This is a genomic window from Dyadobacter flavalbus (assembly GCF_006149045.1).
Lineage (GTDB): Bacteria > Bacteroidota > Bacteroidia > Cytophagales > Spirosomataceae > Dyadobacter > Dyadobacter flavalbus.
On the sequence record NZ_VBSN01000038.1, the window covers coordinates 31,352 to 50,576 of the forward strand.

At 46.9% G+C, this 19,225-nt stretch carries 11 protein-coding genes; 6 read left to right on the forward strand and 5 right to left on the reverse strand.

All coding sequences use genetic code 11. From position 1 onward, the window contains the following. Positions 1 to 43 precede the first annotated feature (43 nt). From FEM33_RS11985 to FEM33_RS11995, 3 genes are all read left to right on the forward strand, one after another. A complete protein-coding gene (locus FEM33_RS11985; RefSeq protein ID WP_139012261.1) occupies positions 44 to 1,066 on the forward strand; it encodes an LLM class flavin-dependent oxidoreductase in 1,023 nt (340 codons plus the stop codon). A gap of 702 nt (positions 1,067 to 1,768) precedes the next feature. Continuing rightward, a complete protein-coding gene (locus FEM33_RS11990) occupies positions 1,769 to 4,786 on the forward strand; it encodes a SusC/RagA family TonB-linked outer membrane protein (RefSeq protein WP_139012262.1) in 3,018 nt (1,005 codons plus the stop codon). A 14-nt stretch (positions 4,787 to 4,800) separates the two neighbouring features. Further along, positions 4,801 to 6,300, forward strand: a complete 1,500-nt coding sequence (locus FEM33_RS11995) for a RagB/SusD family nutrient uptake outer membrane protein (RefSeq protein ID WP_139012263.1) — start codon at positions 4,801 to 4,803, stop codon at positions 6,298 to 6,300. A gap of 168 nt (positions 6,301 to 6,468) precedes the next feature. On the opposite strand, the gene FEM33_RS12000 is transcribed toward FEM33_RS11995, so the two are convergent. Continuing rightward, positions 6,469 to 7,143, reverse strand: a complete 675-nt coding sequence (locus FEM33_RS12000; protein ID WP_139012264.1) for a hypothetical protein — start codon at positions 7,141 to 7,143, stop codon at positions 6,469 to 6,471. Positions 7,144 to 7,347: 204 nt separating this feature from the next. Between FEM33_RS12000 and FEM33_RS12005 the strand changes: the two genes are divergently transcribed. Further along, positions 7,348 to 8,889 carry an alpha-N-arabinofuranosidase gene (locus FEM33_RS12005; protein ID WP_139012265.1) on the forward strand — a complete coding sequence of 514 codons (1,542 nt, stop codon included), beginning with the start codon at positions 7,348 to 7,350 and terminating at the stop codon, positions 8,887 to 8,889. Positions 8,890 to 9,006: 117 nt separating this feature from the next. Here the strand turns inward: FEM33_RS12005 and FEM33_RS12010 are convergent, their stop codons facing one another. Further along, positions 9,007 to 9,981 (reverse strand): bifunctional helix-turn-helix transcriptional regulator/GNAT family N-acetyltransferase, encoded by a 975-nt coding sequence (locus tag FEM33_RS12010; protein ID WP_139012266.1) that lies wholly within the window; start codon positions 9,979 to 9,981, stop codon positions 9,007 to 9,009. Between the two features lie 338 nt (positions 9,982 to 10,319). Beyond that, positions 10,320 to 13,064: a CBM96 family carbohydrate-binding protein gene (locus FEM33_RS12015; protein WP_139012267.1), complete on the reverse strand. Its 2,745-nt coding sequence runs from the start codon at positions 13,062 to 13,064 to the stop codon at positions 10,320 to 10,322. 721 nt (positions 13,065 to 13,785) lie between these two features. Between FEM33_RS12015 and FEM33_RS12020 the strand changes: the two genes are divergently transcribed. Both FEM33_RS12020 and FEM33_RS12025 read left to right on the forward strand, forming a co-directional pair. Beyond that, complete coding sequence (locus tag FEM33_RS12020; RefSeq protein WP_139012268.1) at positions 13,786 to 14,034, forward strand: hypothetical protein; 249 nt, start codon at positions 13,786 to 13,788, stop codon at positions 14,032 to 14,034. A gap of 227 nt (positions 14,035 to 14,261) precedes the next feature. Then, entirely contained in the window at positions 14,262 to 16,337 is a 2,076-nt protein-coding gene (locus FEM33_RS12025; protein ID WP_139012269.1) for an ATP-binding protein, read from the forward strand. Between the two features lie 266 nt (positions 16,338 to 16,603). Here the strand turns inward: FEM33_RS12025 and FEM33_RS12030 are convergent, their stop codons facing one another. Together FEM33_RS12030 and FEM33_RS12035 are read right to left on the reverse strand one after the other, a co-directional pair. Next, on the reverse strand, positions 16,604 to 17,953 hold the full coding sequence (locus FEM33_RS12030; RefSeq protein WP_139012270.1) for a hypothetical protein: 1,350 nt from the start codon (positions 17,951 to 17,953) through the stop codon (positions 16,604 to 16,606). A 207-nt stretch (positions 17,954 to 18,160) separates the two neighbouring features. Further along, the gene (locus FEM33_RS12035) at positions 18,161 to 19,159 is read right to left on the reverse strand and encodes a glutaminyl-peptide cyclotransferase (RefSeq protein ID WP_229214212.1); all 999 of its coding nucleotides are present in this window, start codon (positions 19,157 to 19,159) and stop codon (positions 18,161 to 18,163) included. Positions 19,160 to 19,225 lie beyond the last annotated feature (66 nt).

Consider the following 19,225-nt stretch of genomic DNA (forward strand, 5'->3'; position numbering starts at 1 on the left):
AAATGCTTTTTACTAGCAGCATTCTTATAGATGATATACAACTATGGCAGATAAACTCATTCAGGATATTCCATTTTCCATTCTGGATCTTGCGCCGATCACGGAAGGAAACAATGCAGCCACAACATTCAGGAACAGTCTCCGGCTCGCACAGCGTGTCGAAGAGCTTGGCTATAAACGATACTGGCTTGCAGAGCACCACAATATGGAAAGCGTGGCCAGTTCCGCTACTTCCGTTCTGATCGGCTACATTGCCGGCGGTACCAAAACAATCCGTGTAGGCAGCGGCGGTATTATGTTGCCAAATCATGCGCCGCTGGTCGTTGCCGAACAGTTCGGTACCCTTGCGTCACTATACCCGGACCGCATAGATCTTGGCCTCGGGCGTGCACCGGGAACGGATCAGGTTACAGCCCGTGCGCTCAGACGCAACTACATGGAATCCGCTCAGGATTTTCCGAATGATGTAATGGCATTGCAGACTTACTTTTCGGCAGAGAACCGGAATGCCAAAGTACGTGCTGTTCCCGGGGAAGGACTGGACATTCCGATCTGGATACTGGGTTCGAGTACCGACAGTGCACAGCTCGCGGCCCATCTGGGTTTGCCTTATGCATTTGCGAGTCACTTTGCGCCCAACTATTTTATGAACGCCATTGAACTTTACCGCCGCAATTTCAGGCCGTCGCGCTACCTTGCGCAGCCTTATGTAATGGCTTGTGTGAATGTGATCGCGGCGGACACAAATCAGGAAGCTGAACGGCTGGCCACCTCTTTTTTCCAGCTTGCAACCGGAATCATTACAGGCAGGCGAAGGGCTTTACAGCCGCCTGTTGAAAGTATGGACGGACTCTGGGGCGAATATGAAGAAGCTGCGGTAAGGCAAATGATGAAATACACCTTTATCGGTGACCGGAAAAAAGTAGGCAGCGAGCTGGCCTATTTTCAGAAACATACGCAGCTTGACGAGCTGATGGTTACGAGCCACATTTATGATCCGGAGGCACGTATCCACAGCTACGAAGTCCTGAAAAGCGTGCAAAATGAAAGTATTCTTACAGCATGATGCTGTTTCGGCTGCATCCATTCCGGCCTTTGTTCAGGAAGGATGCAGCCGGATTATTACTTAATAAGCTACTTGAATGTCTTCAAACAGATCTGCTATGCTGCTTTGATTCTCTATTCTGCCGAATCCAAATTGCTGATCTTTAACCTTCCTGTTTCAGCGCATCGAAGCGCTCACAAGGAAACCCGGGCATTGGTAAATAAAAAGTTTCCGGTAAAGTAACGTATATAATCCCACGGCTTTCCGATCGGATGTACCCGACAGCACCCGGCATTATTTCTGCGCTTTTTACATACATGGCTTGCGAGCAACCGTAAGTATTTACCCAAACATTTTCTTTCTGAAAATAAAAGCCAAACTTTTCATCCGGTTCAGGAAACCATCCGGTTACATGCTTTTCATTTCAGGTAAATTTCCATGCGTGTACGTGCACGTTTTTGTATTTACCCTATTTTGCGTAGTAATAAATTTAGAAGTTAAGTCAGGAAAAGTCGAAATAATATTCCTTTGTAATTGATTTTTATAAAATTTTATTACATTACTCAAAGATAATTATTCCTAAACCTTAGTCCGAAATATGCCTATGCCAAAGCCCAAGCTGCAACTGCTTAGTTAAGTTCTGCATGTTCCCTCCGGGGTTCAAATTCCTGTTCTCTAAACTCTTATTAAAACCTAAAACTTAACAGATTCATTTCCTCAGTTATGAAAGACCGATACAATTTTCTATTCAGGCGGACATTGCTTACGGCAACTGTGCTGTCTGCTGTACTGCAAACTTCCTGGGCGCTAAGTCCGGATAAAAAGGCCGGAAAGATGACCAGAAATGTGGTCAGGCAACTGGATTATACCGTAACCGGAAAAGTAATTTCCAGTGAAAAGGAAGCGCTGCCCGGCGTCAGCATTGTGGAAAAAGGAACGAATAAAGGTACAACCACGGATATCGACGGCGCATTCAGTATCAATCTTGTAAACCCGGGTACTACGCTCATTTTCAGCTTTATCGGGTACGTAACCAAAGAAGTGGTTGTAGACGGCGCTACGAATCTCGATATCGTTCTCGAATCAGATGCAAAGGGGCTGGACGAAGTGGTGGTCGTAGGATATTCAGCAAAAAAAGCGCGTTATCTGTCCAGCTCGGTTTCCACAATCAGCAGTCAGAAGCTGCGCGATGTTACTTCCAATGAGTTGCCGAATCTTTTGCAGGGCAAAGCGCCGGGCGTTGTTGTTTCCACCAATTCGGGCGATCCGACAAGTCCGGCCAGGATCGTAATCCGTGGCTCGGGTACGATTTCGGCAAACAGTTCGCCGCTGTACGTGGTCGACGGCAACATTGACGGCAGCTATAACCCGGTGGATGTGGAAAATGTAACGGTTCTGAAAGACGTTGCAGCCACGGGTTTGTACGGTTCACGCGCTGCAAACGGCGTGATTATTGTCAATACGAAAATGGGAAAAGCCGGTAAGACAGAGATCAATTTCAATAATACATTCGGCTGGGCTCAGGCGACAACCGGAAATTTCAGGCTGATGAATGCACAGGAACTGTTTGATTTCCAGAGTACGTTCAATCCGCGTGATCCTTCTGTCTTAAAAACCAACACCAACTGGTGGGACCAGGCATTCCGTACGGGATTTGTAAACAACCACAACGTTTCCGTTTCAGGCGGTTCTGATAAGACTACCTTTTATGTTTCGGGAAATTATTACAAAGAGCAGGGAACGGTCATTGAAAATGATAAAACTGGCTACAACCTCCGTACAAACCTGAGATCGCAGCTGACGAACAGACTCACGGCGGCTGTACTTTTCAATGCGCAGTATACAAGGGATAATTACCAGAACAGCAACACTTTATACGATGCGTACACCAATCTTCCTTTTGATCCGGCCTACGAAAACGGAGCGCCTACAGACGGCCGCTCGTACCCGAACTGGCTGGGCCGCGACCGCGAAAATTTCCTGCATTCCATTCAGTACAATTTTGCCAGGGCCAAAAGCCTGAGAACCAGCCTTGATGTAAACCTGGATTACGACCTGACGGATAAAATCACAATTTCCAGCTACAATCGGGCCAATTTCGGAAACGGATCGGGCGCTACTTACTACGACCGACGCACCAAGCAGGGCGGAGCGAACGGAGGCGAGCTTTACAACAACAATTCCAACAACTATCGCCTGCTGACGTCTAACCGCATCCGTTACTCCGAGGATTTCGGAAAGCACAGTCTCACGGTGCTGGGCGTGGCGGAAGCGGAGACTTCTTTTATAGAATTCAATACCGTTTCGGGCAAAGGGTTGCCGGCTGGGCAGGATGTTTTGTCGGTAGCGACGGATATTCTGGTTTCTCCGACGAGCTACAATGAGCAGGTTGCATTCCGCAAGTTTCTCGGACAGGCAGATTACAATTATGATAACCGCTACTTTCTGGTCGGTTCGCTGGTGAATGAATTTTCTTCTTTGTTTGGTAAAAACAATTCTACTGCCAACTTCTTTCAGCTCGGTGCATCGTGGGTTCTGACGAATGAGGGCTTTCTGAAAAACAACAAGGTCCTTTCGTTTGCCAAACTGCGCCTCAGCCACGGAACGGTCGGAAATGCGGCTATTCCTAACTTTGCATCCCTGGGATTATACACCATTTCACAATCGGCGAGCTATGCAGGCGTGCCGGGCGCACAGCCTTTCCAGAAAGGAAATCCTGATCTGACTTGGGAAAAAATACGTGCATCGAACGTTGGTTTTGACATCAGCCTCTGGAACCGCATTGATCTGGCAGTGGACCTTTACAACAAGAAATCCGAAGATCTGCTTTACCAGAAACCGCTGACTGCAACCACTGGTTACAGCTATGTATGGGTAAATGCAGGTTCTGTCCGGAACCGGGGCGTTGAATTCAGCCTCACTTCCAACAACCTGACAGGAAAGCAGCTGACGTGGGAAACCAACTTCAATATGGCTTTCAACCGCAACAAAATCCTTGAACTGAGCGGCGGTGCGGCTACTTTCCGTCCCGGCAACCGTTTGCCGCTGGCAGCAGGCCACGACATGGGCGAGTTCAATATGCCGGTCTGGGCGGGCGTAAATCCTGAAAACGGTGACCCGCAATGGGAAAAGATCGTGAAGGATGCCAATGGAAATGTGACAAAGGAACTGACCAATTCATACAGCTCGGTTCAAACCGCGCAGTCACGCCAGTTTACAGGAAAATCGGCAAACCCGAAATTTACAGGCGGTCTGACCAACACACTGGGCTACAAAGGATTTACGCTCTCTGCATTCTTCAATTTTGTGTACGGCAACTGGGTTTATAATGAGAGCCGCGCCTACTTTGATAATGACGGCCTGTACGAAAGCTATAATCAGATGATACTGGCCAAAGGCTGGTCCCGGTGGCAAAAAGAGGGCGACGTGGCAACGCACCCGAAACCGATTGTGGGCGGAAACAAGGATTCCAATCAATCTTCGACAAGATACCTGGAAGACGGGAGCTACATCCGCCTGCGCAACGTGCGGCTTGGCTACACCATTCCGGTGGATGCGGTCAGGCGCATCGGGTTTGCGCGTGCCAATATTTTCGTGAGCGCGGATAATCTCTGGACGGGCACCAAGTTCACCGGCCCGGACCCCGAAGCTTCATTCTCTTTTGAAGATACCCCGGGTAATTCCAGCATCAAATATCCGATCAGCCGGAAGCTGCTTTTAGGTGTCAATTTTACCTTGTAATATTCCATACAGATATGAAATTTATAAATTCAAAACTTGTTTTGGCACTTGGACTGGTGTCGATGCTTTCCTGCGAACAGTATTTTGATCCAACAACCAATATAGATGAAACATCGGCGCTTTCAAGCGAGTCGGATGTGCAGACTGTGACAATCGGTACTTATGCATTCCTGAACAAATCGCCTTATGTATACAGCGGCCATATCATGATGGAGTACCCGAGCGACGAAATTGCACAGGGACAGATATCGGGCAACGATTTTACGCGTGTTTACCGGTACACGCATATCAATACTTCTTCGCATGCCACGAATTACTGGAGCCAGTGTTACAAAATCATCGCGGCGGCCAACAAGGTCATCGGCTTTGTATCCAATGACGCCTCTGCCGAACTGAAGCAGCTCAAAGGCGAAAACCTTTACCTGCGTGCGATGGCGCATTTCAACATGGTGCGGATGTTCGGCAGGCCTTACCCGCAGGATAACGGGAACAATCCCGGCATTCCGATTCTCCGTGACGGGCTGAGCGACACCGAAGTGACATCGCTGCCGCGGTCTTCGGTCAAGGAAGTTTATGATTTTGTAATCAGCGACCTGCTGGCGGCAGCCGAACTGATGACGGTCAATAAAAGCAATATCTATGCATCGAAAGAAGTGGCTTATGCCTTGCTATCAAAAGTTTACCTGTTCAAAAATGATAATGCCAATGCATTGAAATATGCGGATCTGGTTATTGACAGCGGCAGATATACGCTTTTGCCGTCTTCCAATTACGCCAATTATTTTAAAATTGTACCGGAAAACAATTCGGAGACCATATTTGCAGTTCGGCACACCAGCGTGCAGATTGCGGAGATCAGCAGTATGTACATCAGTTCGGACCGTTCCGGCACGCCGCTAGCGCAGGGTGTGAGCGGCTGGGCCGAGTTGTATGCTTCCCAAAAGTATATCGACTTTCTGAACCAGCATCCGGAAGACCTGAGAAAATCCTTCATAACACCTTATGTACTGAACGGAGAGCTGCAAACGAACAAAAAGCTTACGCCTGCCACGCCCATGTATTACATCAACAAATACACGCTGCAGGATAACGTAATCAATGCATCTTCGCCTGTATACCTGCGTCTGGCTGATATATACCTGATCCGTGCGGAAGCAAATGCAAAACTCGGCAACACTGCCGCTGCACTGGAAGATGTAAACCGGATACGCACCCGCGCAGGACTGAGCGGGACGGCATTGTACACAACAGGCAATGTGGCGGCAGCGGGCAAAACGATCCTGGATGTGGTTCTGGAAGAACGTTTCCTTGAACTTGCATTCGAAGGCCACCGGATTTATGATCTTTTCAGGAACGGCCGTCCTATGGTCCGCAATTACCCGGGTACGCATTCACAGAACAACACCCCGACAACCGATGTCCGTCAGACCATAATGCCGACTGATCCGCGGGTCGTTTTCTTTATTCCGCAGAACGAAGTTGACCAGAATAAAAATCTGGTTCAGAATCCGTAAACGCGCTTTTTTATTTGAGTAGTACCAGTCCGTTTCAGCAGCATTCATGATGCTGGAACGGACATTTTTTTGGTCATGGTATTTTGCTATCGGTGTCAGCTGTCTGCTTATTTTCAGCAAAATACTTCCATTATTGTTTCGCTAATACAAATTTGGTTCAAAGGAGAATCAACGCCAGGCCAATCCCAGTCCCAAACCTGCATATGAGGCAAATAGATTGGCAAGTAAAGGTGGCGTGTAGCGGAGTTTCAGGATATAAATCCATTTTCCTGTAACCACATGCAAACGAAAACCCGCCAGCGCGGATGGTGTAAACAGCCGTTGTTTGCTGGTTCCGGCGTATAGGTCATTGTCATAGCGATCTACGGCAAAACCGCCCAGACCTGCTTCAAAGTAGCTTTCAATCAGATAATGGCCTGGATGAAGAACGCAGGATTTTCTTTTATAAGGATTCAGTACAAAGCAGTGTGTCAATGCTCCGGAAAGGGTAGGGCTGCGGAATGTGTTTTTATTAACCGCGCCAAGTCCTGCCTGAACATTCCAGAATGACCTTTTGAAATAGCCGAATGCTGCTTCCGCGATGGCTGCACCTTTTGGCGTGATGCCGAATAACTCGGCACCGAAGGCGCCCCGCACACGCGTGTAACAGGGCTGCGCCGCGGCAGTTTGCGCACAGAAAATCAGAATGAAAAAAAAGTTCGGGAACACAGGTCTGAGGCTTTGCCTTTCAACGAGCGAAGCAAGTCCGTAAGTATGTTGGAAGCTGCAATTTTGGCCGTTTACATCTATATTATAATATTTTATGACAATGCGCTTTTCAGTACCAGTAAGCAAGGCGATCATGCTTTTATTTAATCACATCCATTCATTATACTATAATTTATGATCAGAAAGGTTTTGCAATTGCATCCGCCATTGCTATTTTCGCTTTCACCAGTTAAATAAATAGTTCCAGCTATAACAACCCGGATTGCTGGAAATAGCTGCTTTTGCTGGCAAACTAAATTGTGTACTTTTGACACTAGCAACATTTACATCATTTCTCTTATGAAAAAAAAGGCGCTTGCGTGGCTACTGAGCTGGGCAGCACTCACCTGTAGTGCGCAGACAAAAATTATTCTGGACCCGGATCTGACGAATACCAGGATCAGCAAACACATATACGGCCATTTTGCGGAGCACCTTGGCAGAAGCATTTACGGCGGGGTTTATGTAGGAGAAAACAATACCCTAATTCCTCATACTGCCGGCATACGCAACGATATTGTTGCTGCCCTGAAAGAACTGAAAGTGCCGAACCTGCGCTGGCCGGGCGGATGCTTTGCGGACGCGTATCAGTGGAAAGACGGCATTGGTTCCAAAAAAGACAGGCCCAGCATGATCAATGCGTGGTGGGGAGGAACAAAAGAAGACAACAGCTTTGGAACGCATGATTTTCTGGACCTTTGTGAACGCATCGGTGCAGAACCATATCTTGCAGGAAATGTCGGCAGCGGTACGGTAAAAGATCTCTCGGACTGGGTATCCTATGTCAACCATCCCGGAGGAAGCCCTATGGCCGTGCTTCGCCAGCAAAACGGCAGAGAGAAACCCTGGAATGTAAAAATGTGGGGAGTCGGAAATGAAGCATGGGGATGCGGCGGAAACATGACTGCCGAGTACTACGCCAATATTTACCGCCAGTATGCCACTTTTATGAATGACTGGAGCAAAGATGCCAAACTCTTCCGCGTGGCATCCGGGGCCAATGACGGTGATTATCACTGGACGGAAACATTGATGAAAAATATTCCGCTGACCATGCTTTCGGGCGTTGCATTGCATCACTATTCGGTTCTCGACTGGAAAGATAAAGGGCCGTCTGTGGCTTTCAGTGAAGCGCAGTATTTTAAAACCATGCAGGAAGCCTGGAAAATGGAGGAGTTTGTGACCCGCCACAGCACCATCATGGACAAGTATGATCCCGACAAAAAAGTAGCATTGCTGGTCGATGAATGGGGTGGCTGGTACAATGTGGAGGAAGGCACAAATCCCGGGTTTTTGTATCAGCAAAATACAATGCGCGACGCCATGATCGCTGGCCTCACTTTGAACATTTTCAATAACCATGCCGACCGGGTGCGCGGTGCAAACCTGGCCCAGATGGTGAATGTTTTACAGGCGGTAATTCTTACCAAAGATGAGAAAATGCTGTTGACGCCTACTTACCATGTTATGAAAATGTATAACGTTCATCAGGATGCCATGCTGGTTCCGGTTCAGATCCAGGCGCCCGACTATCAGTTTGGAGAAGAAAAGCTCCCCGCGGTTTCGGCATCGTGCTCACGGGATTCGTCCGGCAAGCTGAACATTTCCCTGACCAACATTGATTACAGTCGTTCGAATGAAGTGACCATACAGTTGCGGGGGGAAGCTTATTCCAGAGTTTCCGGCCAGATTCTGTCATCTGCAAAAATGAGCGACCATAATACCTTTGAACAGCCGAACAAAATTGCTGTTGCCGATTTTTCAAATGCCAGGCTGGAAAAGCAGGTTCTGAAACTCACCATTCCGGCCCACTCGGTCATCGTACTTAAAGTAGAAAAATAGCATTTACATCTGCATAGACAAACAGATTGTCAAAGATTCAGGCGCGAAATGAGCACGCGTATCCTTTGACGATTCTGTTAGAATCTGTTTCCGGATTGGCTGGAACGTAACCGGAAATTAATGGATCCGGGAATAGCGCTGGCCAAGATCGGCTTCCATCTGAATATTACAGCGTTCATAGGGCGTCGGATGTCCTGTAATTTTCTTGAAACCCAGCTTTTGATAAAGATTGATGGCCGGCTTCAAAATGGTATTGCTTTCCAGATACACCTTTTTCCCACCCAGCTCCCGGGCTTTGTCAAGTGCCGATTGTCCCAGAAGCCAGCCGATATGCTTGCCTTGCATGGCAGGAGCGACGGCCATTTTGGCAAGCTCAAAATCCTGTTCTCCGTCCTTTATTCTGATCAGTGCACATACGCCGACCGGCTGCCCTTCGTACAAAGCCACAAAAATATGCCCGCCTTTTTTTAAAATGTAGCCTTCGGGATCATCCAGCGATTTGTAATCCGCTTCTTCCATTTTGAAATAGTACGAAATCCATTGTTCATTCAGCGACCGGAATGCCGATGCGTATTCCGGTCCGTAGTCAACGATCTGCACTGCTGTGCTTTCACGCTGCTTCTTCTGTTCTGAAACCCTCCGTAGCAGCGACTTTTGTTGCAGCAGATATTCCCAGTCTTCAATTGCCTTCCAGAGATCATGGCCAGCCTGCGAGGCAATGGATTCAATAGCCGCATCTACATCCAGATACTGATCCTGGATTTTACGCTTGTAATTTTCACCTTTCTCCGTTAGGCTGACCATCGTTCGCCTGCCGTCCTGCGCAACTTTCCTTTCCTGAACAAGCCCGTGTTTGATCATTTCCCGGATGATTTTACTTACGGAAGGATGCGAGTGGCCAATTTCCTCGGCAATTCCCGTTATCGTTTTTTCATTACTTTGCGATAGGGTATAGAACACCGGAAACCACTTGGGCTGCAATTCCATGTCATATAGCTGATAAATGGCGGCAGCGTCTGTTGTAATTTTATCAGTAAGCATCCGCAGCCTGCTGCCGATGGCTTTTTTACCGGCTTCTTCAAAAAACTTCATATGTAAACAATTACGTAACTGATTACGCAAATATAATCAGGTTAAATGAATCAATCAAAAAGCGGAATGCTTTTTGAATATGAAACTGAAAATCCTGTTCAGTTAGCCGGATAACAGGTCGAGTAAATAAAGGGTGATTTAAGATTTTCAAACGGTTTGCCAATTGATCCGGTTTAATTCCTTCAAAGAGCCTCAGTGCAGCTACACCTGTAAGATTGCATCAGAAATTAGCGCCGGGCCGCGGAGTAGGGGAATATGGCGATGCATACTTAAAAGGGCCTAAAAGCATATGCTTGAAGGCCCTTTTAAGTATATAAAAGCTTGTTTGTAACATAGCATCAATTGGCTATCAGTAATTTCAAATGCTCGGTAGCTGTTGCGGAACGGACTTTCAGCAAATAAATGCCCGGATTTAAGGTGTGTCCTGAAATGTCTACTTCGGTCTGATCTGATTTCTTGGTTTGTTCAGCGGGAGCAATGTCGTATGTCCTTCCGAGTTTATTGATCAGCTGCAGCGATACGGCGCCCTCATGCCGTTTTGAAAGTCTGAGGATGAATTGTTTCCTTACCGGATTGGGGTATATGCCGGACTTCTGGTTTTCCATTTCTGAAAACAAGGAAACAGGCCGGACTTCCTGACTGATCCGTGAACCGGCATCAGTCGGCCTGTGTGTGACAATAACCAGTTCAGGTGCCTGGCCCAACGTGTTTTCTTTACTTTGAAATACGAGTTTTTTATTAACGAACGTCCTGTTTTTAAGCATGATGCTTACTAATTTATCACCTGCTACCTGGGACTGTACAAATTCAGTCACGTCAATATCACGGTAACCGGCTGCATTGTTGACGGTTGTGTAGGTCAGCGGTACGGTACCACTTGCCGGGGCGTTGTTCCATGTAATTCCGGTTTCTGTCCAGGCATCATTGTCAACAGCATATGCACTCAGATTGACCTTCATCGTGCTTTCAACATTATAGCCGTAAACACGGATTCTGGCCGAAGAAACCTGAATGAGTCCGGTCAGCGGAAATTTCAGGTAAGTATTTCTGGTAATGTTTTCCTCGCCGGATTTTACAATCAATTCCCCGGACGTCCCGAAGTTTTCATCGGTAAAGCTTGCATGTACATAGGCATCTGCTATGACAGGAATTGTAAGCGTTGAACGGATGTACTCCGAAGCCGGTACAACTTCAATGGCAGCCACCGTAGGCAAGTCGGCTGCGCCACTTGAGAACAAAATGTTTAAGGTCCCGTCCGTAACAGTGAGATAAAATACTTCTTCAACGGCTGCCAGTGCGCCGTTTGCTTTGGCATAAATATCATAGTTTTCCAGCTTTCGGCTGCCTTCCATATCCACATTGAACATTCTTTTTCCTGCGCCGCCCGGTCTGCCTTGCGGAGATCCAAACCAGATTTCAGCAAAATGCAGCACCACGGCATAATCGCCGTTCACAACAGGTATGTTGTAACTGAAAGCTGCCGCGCTCCGTTCGGTCCGGTAAAGCGCATTATTGCTGGTATATTTGATTTCGCCCGACGGAATGGCATATGTACGGTCTGTGCCGCCAAAGTACTGATCGGAACTGAAAGTGCGGCCGTCATCAGCAGTAATGCTTTCCCCGCCGGCATTGATGCGTACCGTAGTCAGCTGTGCAGCCGGTGTGATGGTAAGCACTACGTTCAGGAAGGCGGTACGATAGCCCGGTGCCTGAGCGGTAACAATAGCCGTGTAGCTGCCGGGCGCAAGACCTGCTGTGTTGACGCTGAAAGACAAGGAACCCACTTTGTCGGTTACAGGAATGATCAGCCATTCAGAGTCCATAGACGGTGTCAGCAATACACCGGGATTTCCCGAATCGGAGATTGCCAGTTGAATGGATTGAGGGCTGGGGGCGGCGCCTTCTGCCACTGTAAAAAACAGCGTATCAGCAGAAAAACTGAATACCGGTAAATCACGGCATGAATCGTACAGTTCGTTAAAACTGCTGCACCCCGGCGCATTGCCTTCAATCATCATAAAATCCTCGCCCTGCACTTCCTGAAAATCACACACCGGCTTCAGGTCACATACACTCAGCCTGGGGTTTCCGGCAATAGTTAGGAATCTGGTGACAAAATGTTCATTGCGCTTTCCGATGGATACAAGGTTCTGCAGGCCGTTCAGGTTGGTCAAAGAAGCATTCTGGATCAATGTCAGGTTCTGGCCGATGGAATCGAGTTTTTCCAGACCATCCACATTTTCCAGCAGTGCATTGCTGTTTAATTCCAGTGAGCCCAAAAGCGTGGACAGATTGTTCAATCCCTGCAAGTCGGGCAGGGCAGTGTTATGCAGTACAAGATCTTCTGCCAAGTACGTAAGGTTCTGCAGCGATGCCAAGTTTTTGATAGGCGTATCCCGAATGATCAGACTTCCCAGATAAATGGTTGAACCCGGCAACGCAGCACCAATGCTTTTCAGCTTTTCAAGCCCGTTCAGGTTGGTAAGTTTTAAAGCGCCGAGAATGGAAAATGTCATCCCGGTACGGGTCAGATTGTGCAGCCCCTGCAAACTCGTAAGTGCGTGAAGGCTGACCATGCTGATGCGCCCGTTGATCGATGTGATATTCTGCAGCCCGGCCAGATTCTGAACGTTTATTCCATACAGGTCGATGTCTTTGCCAATGCTGCGAAGGTTTTGCAAGGCAGCCAGACTGGTCAATTTGGCAGCAGGACCAAGGTTCAGACTGCCACCAATTTCCGTCAGGTTTTCCAGTCCGCCAAGGTTCGTCAGCCCGGAATTATACGTGTAGAGGTTGCCTTTGATGGACGTAAGGGTTTCGAGGCCGTGCAGGTTGGCCAGCCCGAAATTATCGGTAATTTCAAGATTTCCCGCGATGGAAGTAATGCCATTCAGGGCTTCCAGACTCGTAACTTGATCTTTGCGGATAATCAGGCTTGCTTTAAGTGCCTTGCATCCCGGATAGCGGTTGGGGAAATTGTCAACAGCACCCTGGCTTTCAAAAACCAGATTACGGTTAGGACATTGTGCCATGGCTGTCCCGACAAGGACAAGCAGGCTGAAAAAAAGGTATAATGTTTTCATAATCGTGAAGAATTACTGGATTTTATCTGTTCGTTTATCAATGTTGAAAGTTGATCGTCAGCTTGTTATACTATCCGGATGGCTCCTTTATTTATCAGATAAATCATTTCTGATTGAACGGTTTTCCCGTACGGAAAGGAAGACTGTACAGATTGCTTTCTTGGTTTTTTCTGAACAGGGGCAGCGTGGTTTCTTTCGGCTGTTAAAGGTATTTCGCCGGATATTTTCACGCACTTCGCTGGCCTTTATCGACGCCACCCGGCTAAGATAAATGCTTTGTAGAAGCGTTTGCTTTTTCCTCCGCGTATGCTGGTTGCTTCACCCGGACGGCTTTTTGTAAGGCTTATTTTTTTTCGGCCTGTTGGGTACTAAAAACACGACACCCGGATTGGCGGACCGGAAAGTACATTTTCAAGTTTATGGCAGATGGCCGTGCTGTATGCCCTGCCAACCAAAGAGGTATTGGTAAGCAGGACAATGCTTGAACTTCAATCAGATTTGCTCCTTACATGACTCTGAGTACATAGAAAAACAGGATCACTTGATGTATTTAAAATGCTCTTGGTAATTTGCCTTTTGTATGTAAAACACCATTCATTCATCCCGGTTTTTGCTCCCAGGTACAGATCAGGCTAGTGCCTTAATTTAGACTTTGTAAAAATTATTGGAATTGAAATTGTAGGAATAATTGTTTTATTGTGTTGACCAAACTATACTCTTTATGACCGTACGTAATACTCCTAATAAATTCAGTGATGAAGAAATGCAACTTATTGAGCAGCATCAAAAAAGAAGTGATGCCTTGACGGAGAAGCACGAAGCAGAAATTTTGAACAGTGAGAAAAATAATGAGAGTGAGGAATTTAAATCTAAAATGCTGTTGCGTCATGCATCCGAATTGATCAATTTGTCGCACGAATTCCTGAATTTATGGATTGATCTTGTTGAAAAGCAGAAGAAACCCGAATAATAGCTTAATGCACCGATAATGAATGATATATATTAAAAGATGATATTTCCTTGCCCTGCTCCGGAGCCTGAAATTTTCGGAAAGTCAATTGATTAAACAGACATGCTGTTTGTCCATTTCCAAAATGTGTATTTCATGCTTCCTGTATTGGAACAATATTTTAATTACTGCTTAAAGGCAACATTTACTGTCCTGAATACAAAAGAATGTAATAGCAGTGAGTAAATATGGGCAGTAAAGAAATTTCACTTGAATCCCCGAAGCAATCCGGTTCTCGTCCTGACGTAAACCTGGCTCTGAAAGCAGCCGGATTGGGTGTATGGGAAATACATCCTGAAAGCAACCGGATTTTATTGGACAAGTCCTGTCAGGCTATGTTTGGCATTTCAGGAAATCCGGAGCTGACATTAACACGGGCCATCCAGTACATTCATTCGGATGATCTGGCGCGTCTGCGGGACGCTTATCAGGATGCCGTTAACAACCATTCGAATGGTGCCTTGGATCAGACTTTCCGGATCATAAAAGCCGGCAGCGGGCAGTTGCGAAGCGTGCGGTTCTGGGGAAGCGGACACATGAACGAATCGGGCAAGTTTCTGCGGATTTCCGGTCTGGCACAGGATGTTACCGCACAGGAATCGCACCGTCAGAAAACGGCAACCGGTAATGCCCGGTCGAAAAACGTCGTGCAGCAAAGTCCGGCGGCTACGCTGGTATTGCAGGGGGATGATTTTGTGATTGATCAGATCAACCAGCCGATGCTGGAACTCATCGGACATGAAGAGGATGTTATGGGCAAGGCTTTGCTGACGGTCATGCCTGAGCTGGACGGGCAATATGCGTGGAATCAGGCCCGGAAAGTATATTTTGAAGGCATCAGCGTTGACCATAATGCGGTATTGGTGAGGCATAAGCGGGCAGGAGAAATGAATGACTATTATTATGATATTTCGTACAGGCCGCTGGTGGAAAACGGTGTGATAACGGGCATGATACAGGTTGCGATCGATGTGACGCGGCAATTTACGGCTCACAAAATGCTGGATGAAAATCGTGCACTTTTGCAGACGGTTATAGATCTCGCCGAGCTGGGTTCTTACAACCTTAATCTTGCCGATAACATGATCTCAAATTCCGCGCGGGTTGCCGATTGGTGCGGCATACCTGCCATTTGCGATCTGGACATTGCTCTCCGGGTAGTGCCGGAAGCGGACCGGGAACGGGTGCTTCAGCATATAACCGCCTCGTTGGACAAGGAGTCCGACGGCTTTTTTCAGGTGGAGTATACGGTAATAAACCAGCTGAACGGACAAAAGCGTATCCTTCGCACCAATGGTCAGGTACGGTGGGATTCATCCGGCAACCCGCTGAGTATTGATGGTTCCGTCATGGACATAACTACGCAGAAAACGCTCCTTTTGAATCTGGAAGAACAGGTGCAGCAGCGTACCGAGGAACTGGCTACCATCAATGAGGAACTGGCTACCATCAATGAAGAACTAACGGCCAATAATATGGAGTATGCGGCAATCAATGAAGAACTGGAAGAAGCCAATTCTTTACTGAAACTCTCCAATGAAAACCTTCAGCAGTTTGCCTATGTGGCCAGCCACGACTTGCAGGAGCCGCTCCGGAAAATCCAGCAGTTTGCCAGCCTGCTAAAAACACGTATGAATGAATCGCAGTCGGATGAGCTGAATTACCTGAACCGCATGGAATCAGCTGCCGGCAGGATGTCTTTCCTGATCAAAGACCTCCTTGATTTCTCCCAGATTACGAGCCGAAGGAAAATTACAAAGCTTGTTGACCTGAACAGAATTCTGGATCAGGTACTGACCGTTCTCGATATGAGTATTGAAGAAACGCAGGCAAAAATTACAATCGGCAATCTGCCTTCAGTTTACGGAGATCCGTCCCAGTTGCTGCAGTTGTTTCAGAATTTACTTTCCAATGCCATCAAGTTTCATAAGCCAGGCGGGCATCCCGTCATTTCCATAATTTCCAGTCCGGTAAAAGATATTGATCTTCCACAACATGTTAAGCCGGCCCGCGCAGCCAGTAGCTACTTTCAGATTGATGTAGCCGATAATGGAATAGGCTTTGATGAAATGTATACAGACCGTATTTTTCAGGTTTTTCAGCGGCTGCACAATCACAATACATATCCCGGCACCGGAATCGGCCTGGCAATTTGCGAGAAAGTTGTAGTAAGTCATGGCGGAGCAATTGTTGCCTGCAGCTCGCCCGGTGACGGGGCTACTTTCAGCATTTATTTTCCTGCAAATGATTCCGGTGAGTTGTAAGTTCTAATGCAAGACCGAACTTCCATCAACTTTTTCAGACCACCATGAACAGAACCGGCGGAATGGTGCAGCTGTGAGCGATAGGCCGTCAGCTGTTTGGCTCATGACTATTCTGAACTGCCAATTTTATGGAATAAAAATTTCGTATATGCTTTTTGCAGGATCTGACAGGCGGTTGTATTCAACGAGGCCATTTTTAACTAGTTTTGGTTGTTTCCTCAAACCGCTTTTACATCCTCAATCCTAACCTCATAAGACAAACGCTGTTAATACACTTCAATAAAATTCCAGTATGTTAATGAGTGTTCTTTGTCTGCATAAATAAACCTTGCTTCATAACTGCCGCCGACGGCATGGGCCGGAATGGTGTATGCTCCGTAATAAATGTAGTAACTACGATCGCCATAACATGCATCCACATTTACTTTGGCTCTGATCACATAGGTATGACCGGCATTTTTCAGTTCCAGATCCGGAAGGGTTTTGTTAGGATCAACAGCTATATACTGGCCTTGTAAAATGAACGGAGAAGCAGCAGCATATACATCCAGACCGGCCTTGATCCTGACTTTTTGCGGTGCTTGATAAAGAACATCATTGCTGGGACATTCTGATTGCTGAGTCCAGATAAGACCAACTGTTTTCACCTTCGAATTGTCTGAAATACTTGCACTCTGGCTGGATATCAGATTATCGCCTTCATAATAGCTGATCAGATAGTTCCCTTCGGCAAGCTGGGAAGGAACTGTGAAGGTTAGTTTGCCGCGGTTCTTGTAGGTTGCCTCAATCCATACCGGATCTGTTTGCGCATCATTGGTAATCTTGACGCGGTAGGTCTCATCTTTCAAAAAGGAACCACCATAAATGGTAAAAAGCCGGTTTCTCGTCAGCGGTATACTTAAAAATTGGCTTGGTATATAGGCATCAAGCGGTGCCCTGGATATTTTTACTGGAACCGGGATTGTATAGTTTTTGCCATTATAAGACAAAGAAAATAGCAGATTACTGGCATTGAGAATATCGCGGTCGCTGATGAAATTAATGAGTGAAGAAGAGACGCTATACTGACCGGTTATCTGGAAACTTTTTTCCGGATCGCTTAAAGTTCCGGTCAGCAGTTCCGGACTTCGGAGATCATCTGAAATGGTTCCGACGCCTGCCTTTATCCTGACCTTGGCTATGATCGAACTTGTATCGCCCATAAAAGGATAAAGCAGTACATCCGAAGTGATTTCTGCATCGATCTTACCTTGATGGTCAACGAGTACGGAGTACCCTTTGGTAAAGCCTGTATCGTCTCTCTGGACATTAAAAACGACTGAAGTTGTCGCTTTATAATGAAATTGCACCTGTTCAGCAGAAAACAGGCTGTCACTTCCATTGATGACCAAGCTGGCGCCTTTATACATATCCAGGTCTAATCTGACCAGATCGTCGGTATAGTCTGCAGGCAGTATGATCTGAATGATTCTTGTCTCATGATCAAACTTGACTTCCCTTGCACCTTTAACCTTTACATTCTTCACAAATTGTTCGATGGCAGGAAGCAAGTCGGCATCTTTTTTGCAGCTTGCAGTAATAAACAAGAGAAAGCAATAGAAGTAAAATCTGCTCATGAGAGGTATAATATGATCCGATGGAAGATGCCGGACTTAAAATAACCCGTTGTAAAGGATTTACCAAAGTATATTGATTAAGCGGTCGTTTGCTTCTGACCTGATTTGGTAAACCGGCTGAACGTCTTGCAGCTACCGCTGGATTAATAAACCTGTATCGCTTGCATGGATAGATTACTCCGAATAGCAGGGTGTGGTTAAGTTTGGTTAAAGTACCGGCCCGCCCGGGTTGCTTTTTAAAAGATCACTTACTTTTAATTGATACAGTACAGGCCAGTTCTTTCCGGTTATATACAATGCCCGTTCTTTTTTGTTGTATGCGATCCCGTTTAAAACGTCGGACTGCGGATTCCCCAGATTTGCAGGAACAAGGCGGTCAAGATGTAGATCTGCAACTACTTTTCCCGATTGTAAGTTAATCTGAACAATGCGGTTCGTTTCCCAGACATTTGCCAGCACAAACCCGTTGACATATTCGAGCTCATTCAGTTTGGATACAGGCCCGTTATCATCGTATACAGCCAGATCACCTTTTGGTTCAAATTCCGGCGTGTAAAAGTACAGGCGATTGGATCCGTCACTGACAATCAGCGTGGAATCTTTATGCGTTAATCCCCAGCCCTGCGTGTAAATAGAAAAGGTTTTGTCGGGTTCAAAATCCAGGGTATACCGAAAGCACTTGCCCGACTTCCACGTCAGCTGATAAATTTTATCGTTAATAACCGTGATACCTTCACCAAAGTATTCATCCGGCAAGTCTTTGGATTGCAAAATGCGCCCGGTAACAGGCTCAACCCGCATGATTCCGGACTTCCCGTTCAGGCCGGTTCCTTCAAACAAAGCGTCACCGGAAAACTCCAGACCTTGTGTAAAGCTGGTTGCGGCATGAGGAAAAGTGTTCAGTAGCCTGTACTGCATCCGGCGGGGCTTGATGTCGGATCGGATTTCAACAAAGAGCGTATCGGAAATCGGAGCTTTCCTGGAATCCAAACCGCTGATTACGAGTGGATATAAACCCACTTTGTCAACATGCAGCGGTACGAGCATGCGAGTGCTGTCCGTTTGAAGGAGTTGTATATTCCGGCCTTCCAGCGTGGCCCGGAGCTGTTCCAGCGGCTTGCTTAAACGGATTGTAACCGTATCATTGCCTGTATGATATGGCTCTGCAATGGATGCAACCGGTAAATCCGGCCGGCTGCCGTCCATGTTGTTCTGTTCTTTCTTTTGCTTGCAGGCATGGATTAAACAGCAGCCTAATAAAATAATGCAGCA

Excerpts from the sequence above, each read along its gene's own strand:
- FEM33_RS12000 (WP_139012264.1), bottom strand. The coding sequence starts at position 7,143 with ATGATCGCCTTGCTTACTGGTACTGAAAAGCGCATTGTCATAAAATAT.
- FEM33_RS12025 (WP_139012269.1), top strand. The coding sequence starts at position 14,262 with ATGGGCAGTAAAGAAATTTCACTTGAATCCCCGAAGCAATCCGGTTCT.
- FEM33_RS12020 (WP_139012268.1), top strand. The coding sequence starts at position 13,786 with ATGACCGTACGTAATACTCCTAATAAATTCAGTGATGAAGAAATGCAA.
- FEM33_RS12005 (WP_139012265.1), top strand. The coding sequence starts at position 7,348 with ATGAAAAAAAAGGCGCTTGCGTGGCTACTGAGCTGGGCAGCACTCACC.
- FEM33_RS12010 (WP_139012266.1), bottom strand. The coding sequence starts at position 9,981 with ATGAAGTTTTTTGAAGAAGCCGGTAAAAAAGCCATCGGCAGCAGGCTG.
- FEM33_RS12030 (WP_139012270.1), bottom strand. The coding sequence starts at position 17,953 with ATGAGCAGATTTTACTTCTATTGCTTTCTCTTGTTTATTACTGCAAGC.
- FEM33_RS11985 (WP_139012261.1), top strand. The coding sequence starts at position 44 with ATGGCAGATAAACTCATTCAGGATATTCCATTTTCCATTCTGGATCTT.
- FEM33_RS12015 (WP_139012267.1), bottom strand. The coding sequence starts at position 13,064 with ATGAAAACATTATACCTTTTTTTCAGCCTGCTTGTCCTTGTCGGGACA.
- FEM33_RS11995 (WP_139012263.1), top strand. The coding sequence starts at position 4,801 with ATGAAATTTATAAATTCAAAACTTGTTTTGGCACTTGGACTGGTGTCG.
- FEM33_RS11990 (WP_139012262.1), top strand. The coding sequence starts at position 1,769 with ATGAAAGACCGATACAATTTTCTATTCAGGCGGACATTGCTTACGGCA.
- FEM33_RS12035 (WP_229214212.1), bottom strand. The coding sequence starts at position 19,159 with ATGGACGGCAGCCGGCCGGATTTACCGGTTGCATCCATTGCAGAGCCA.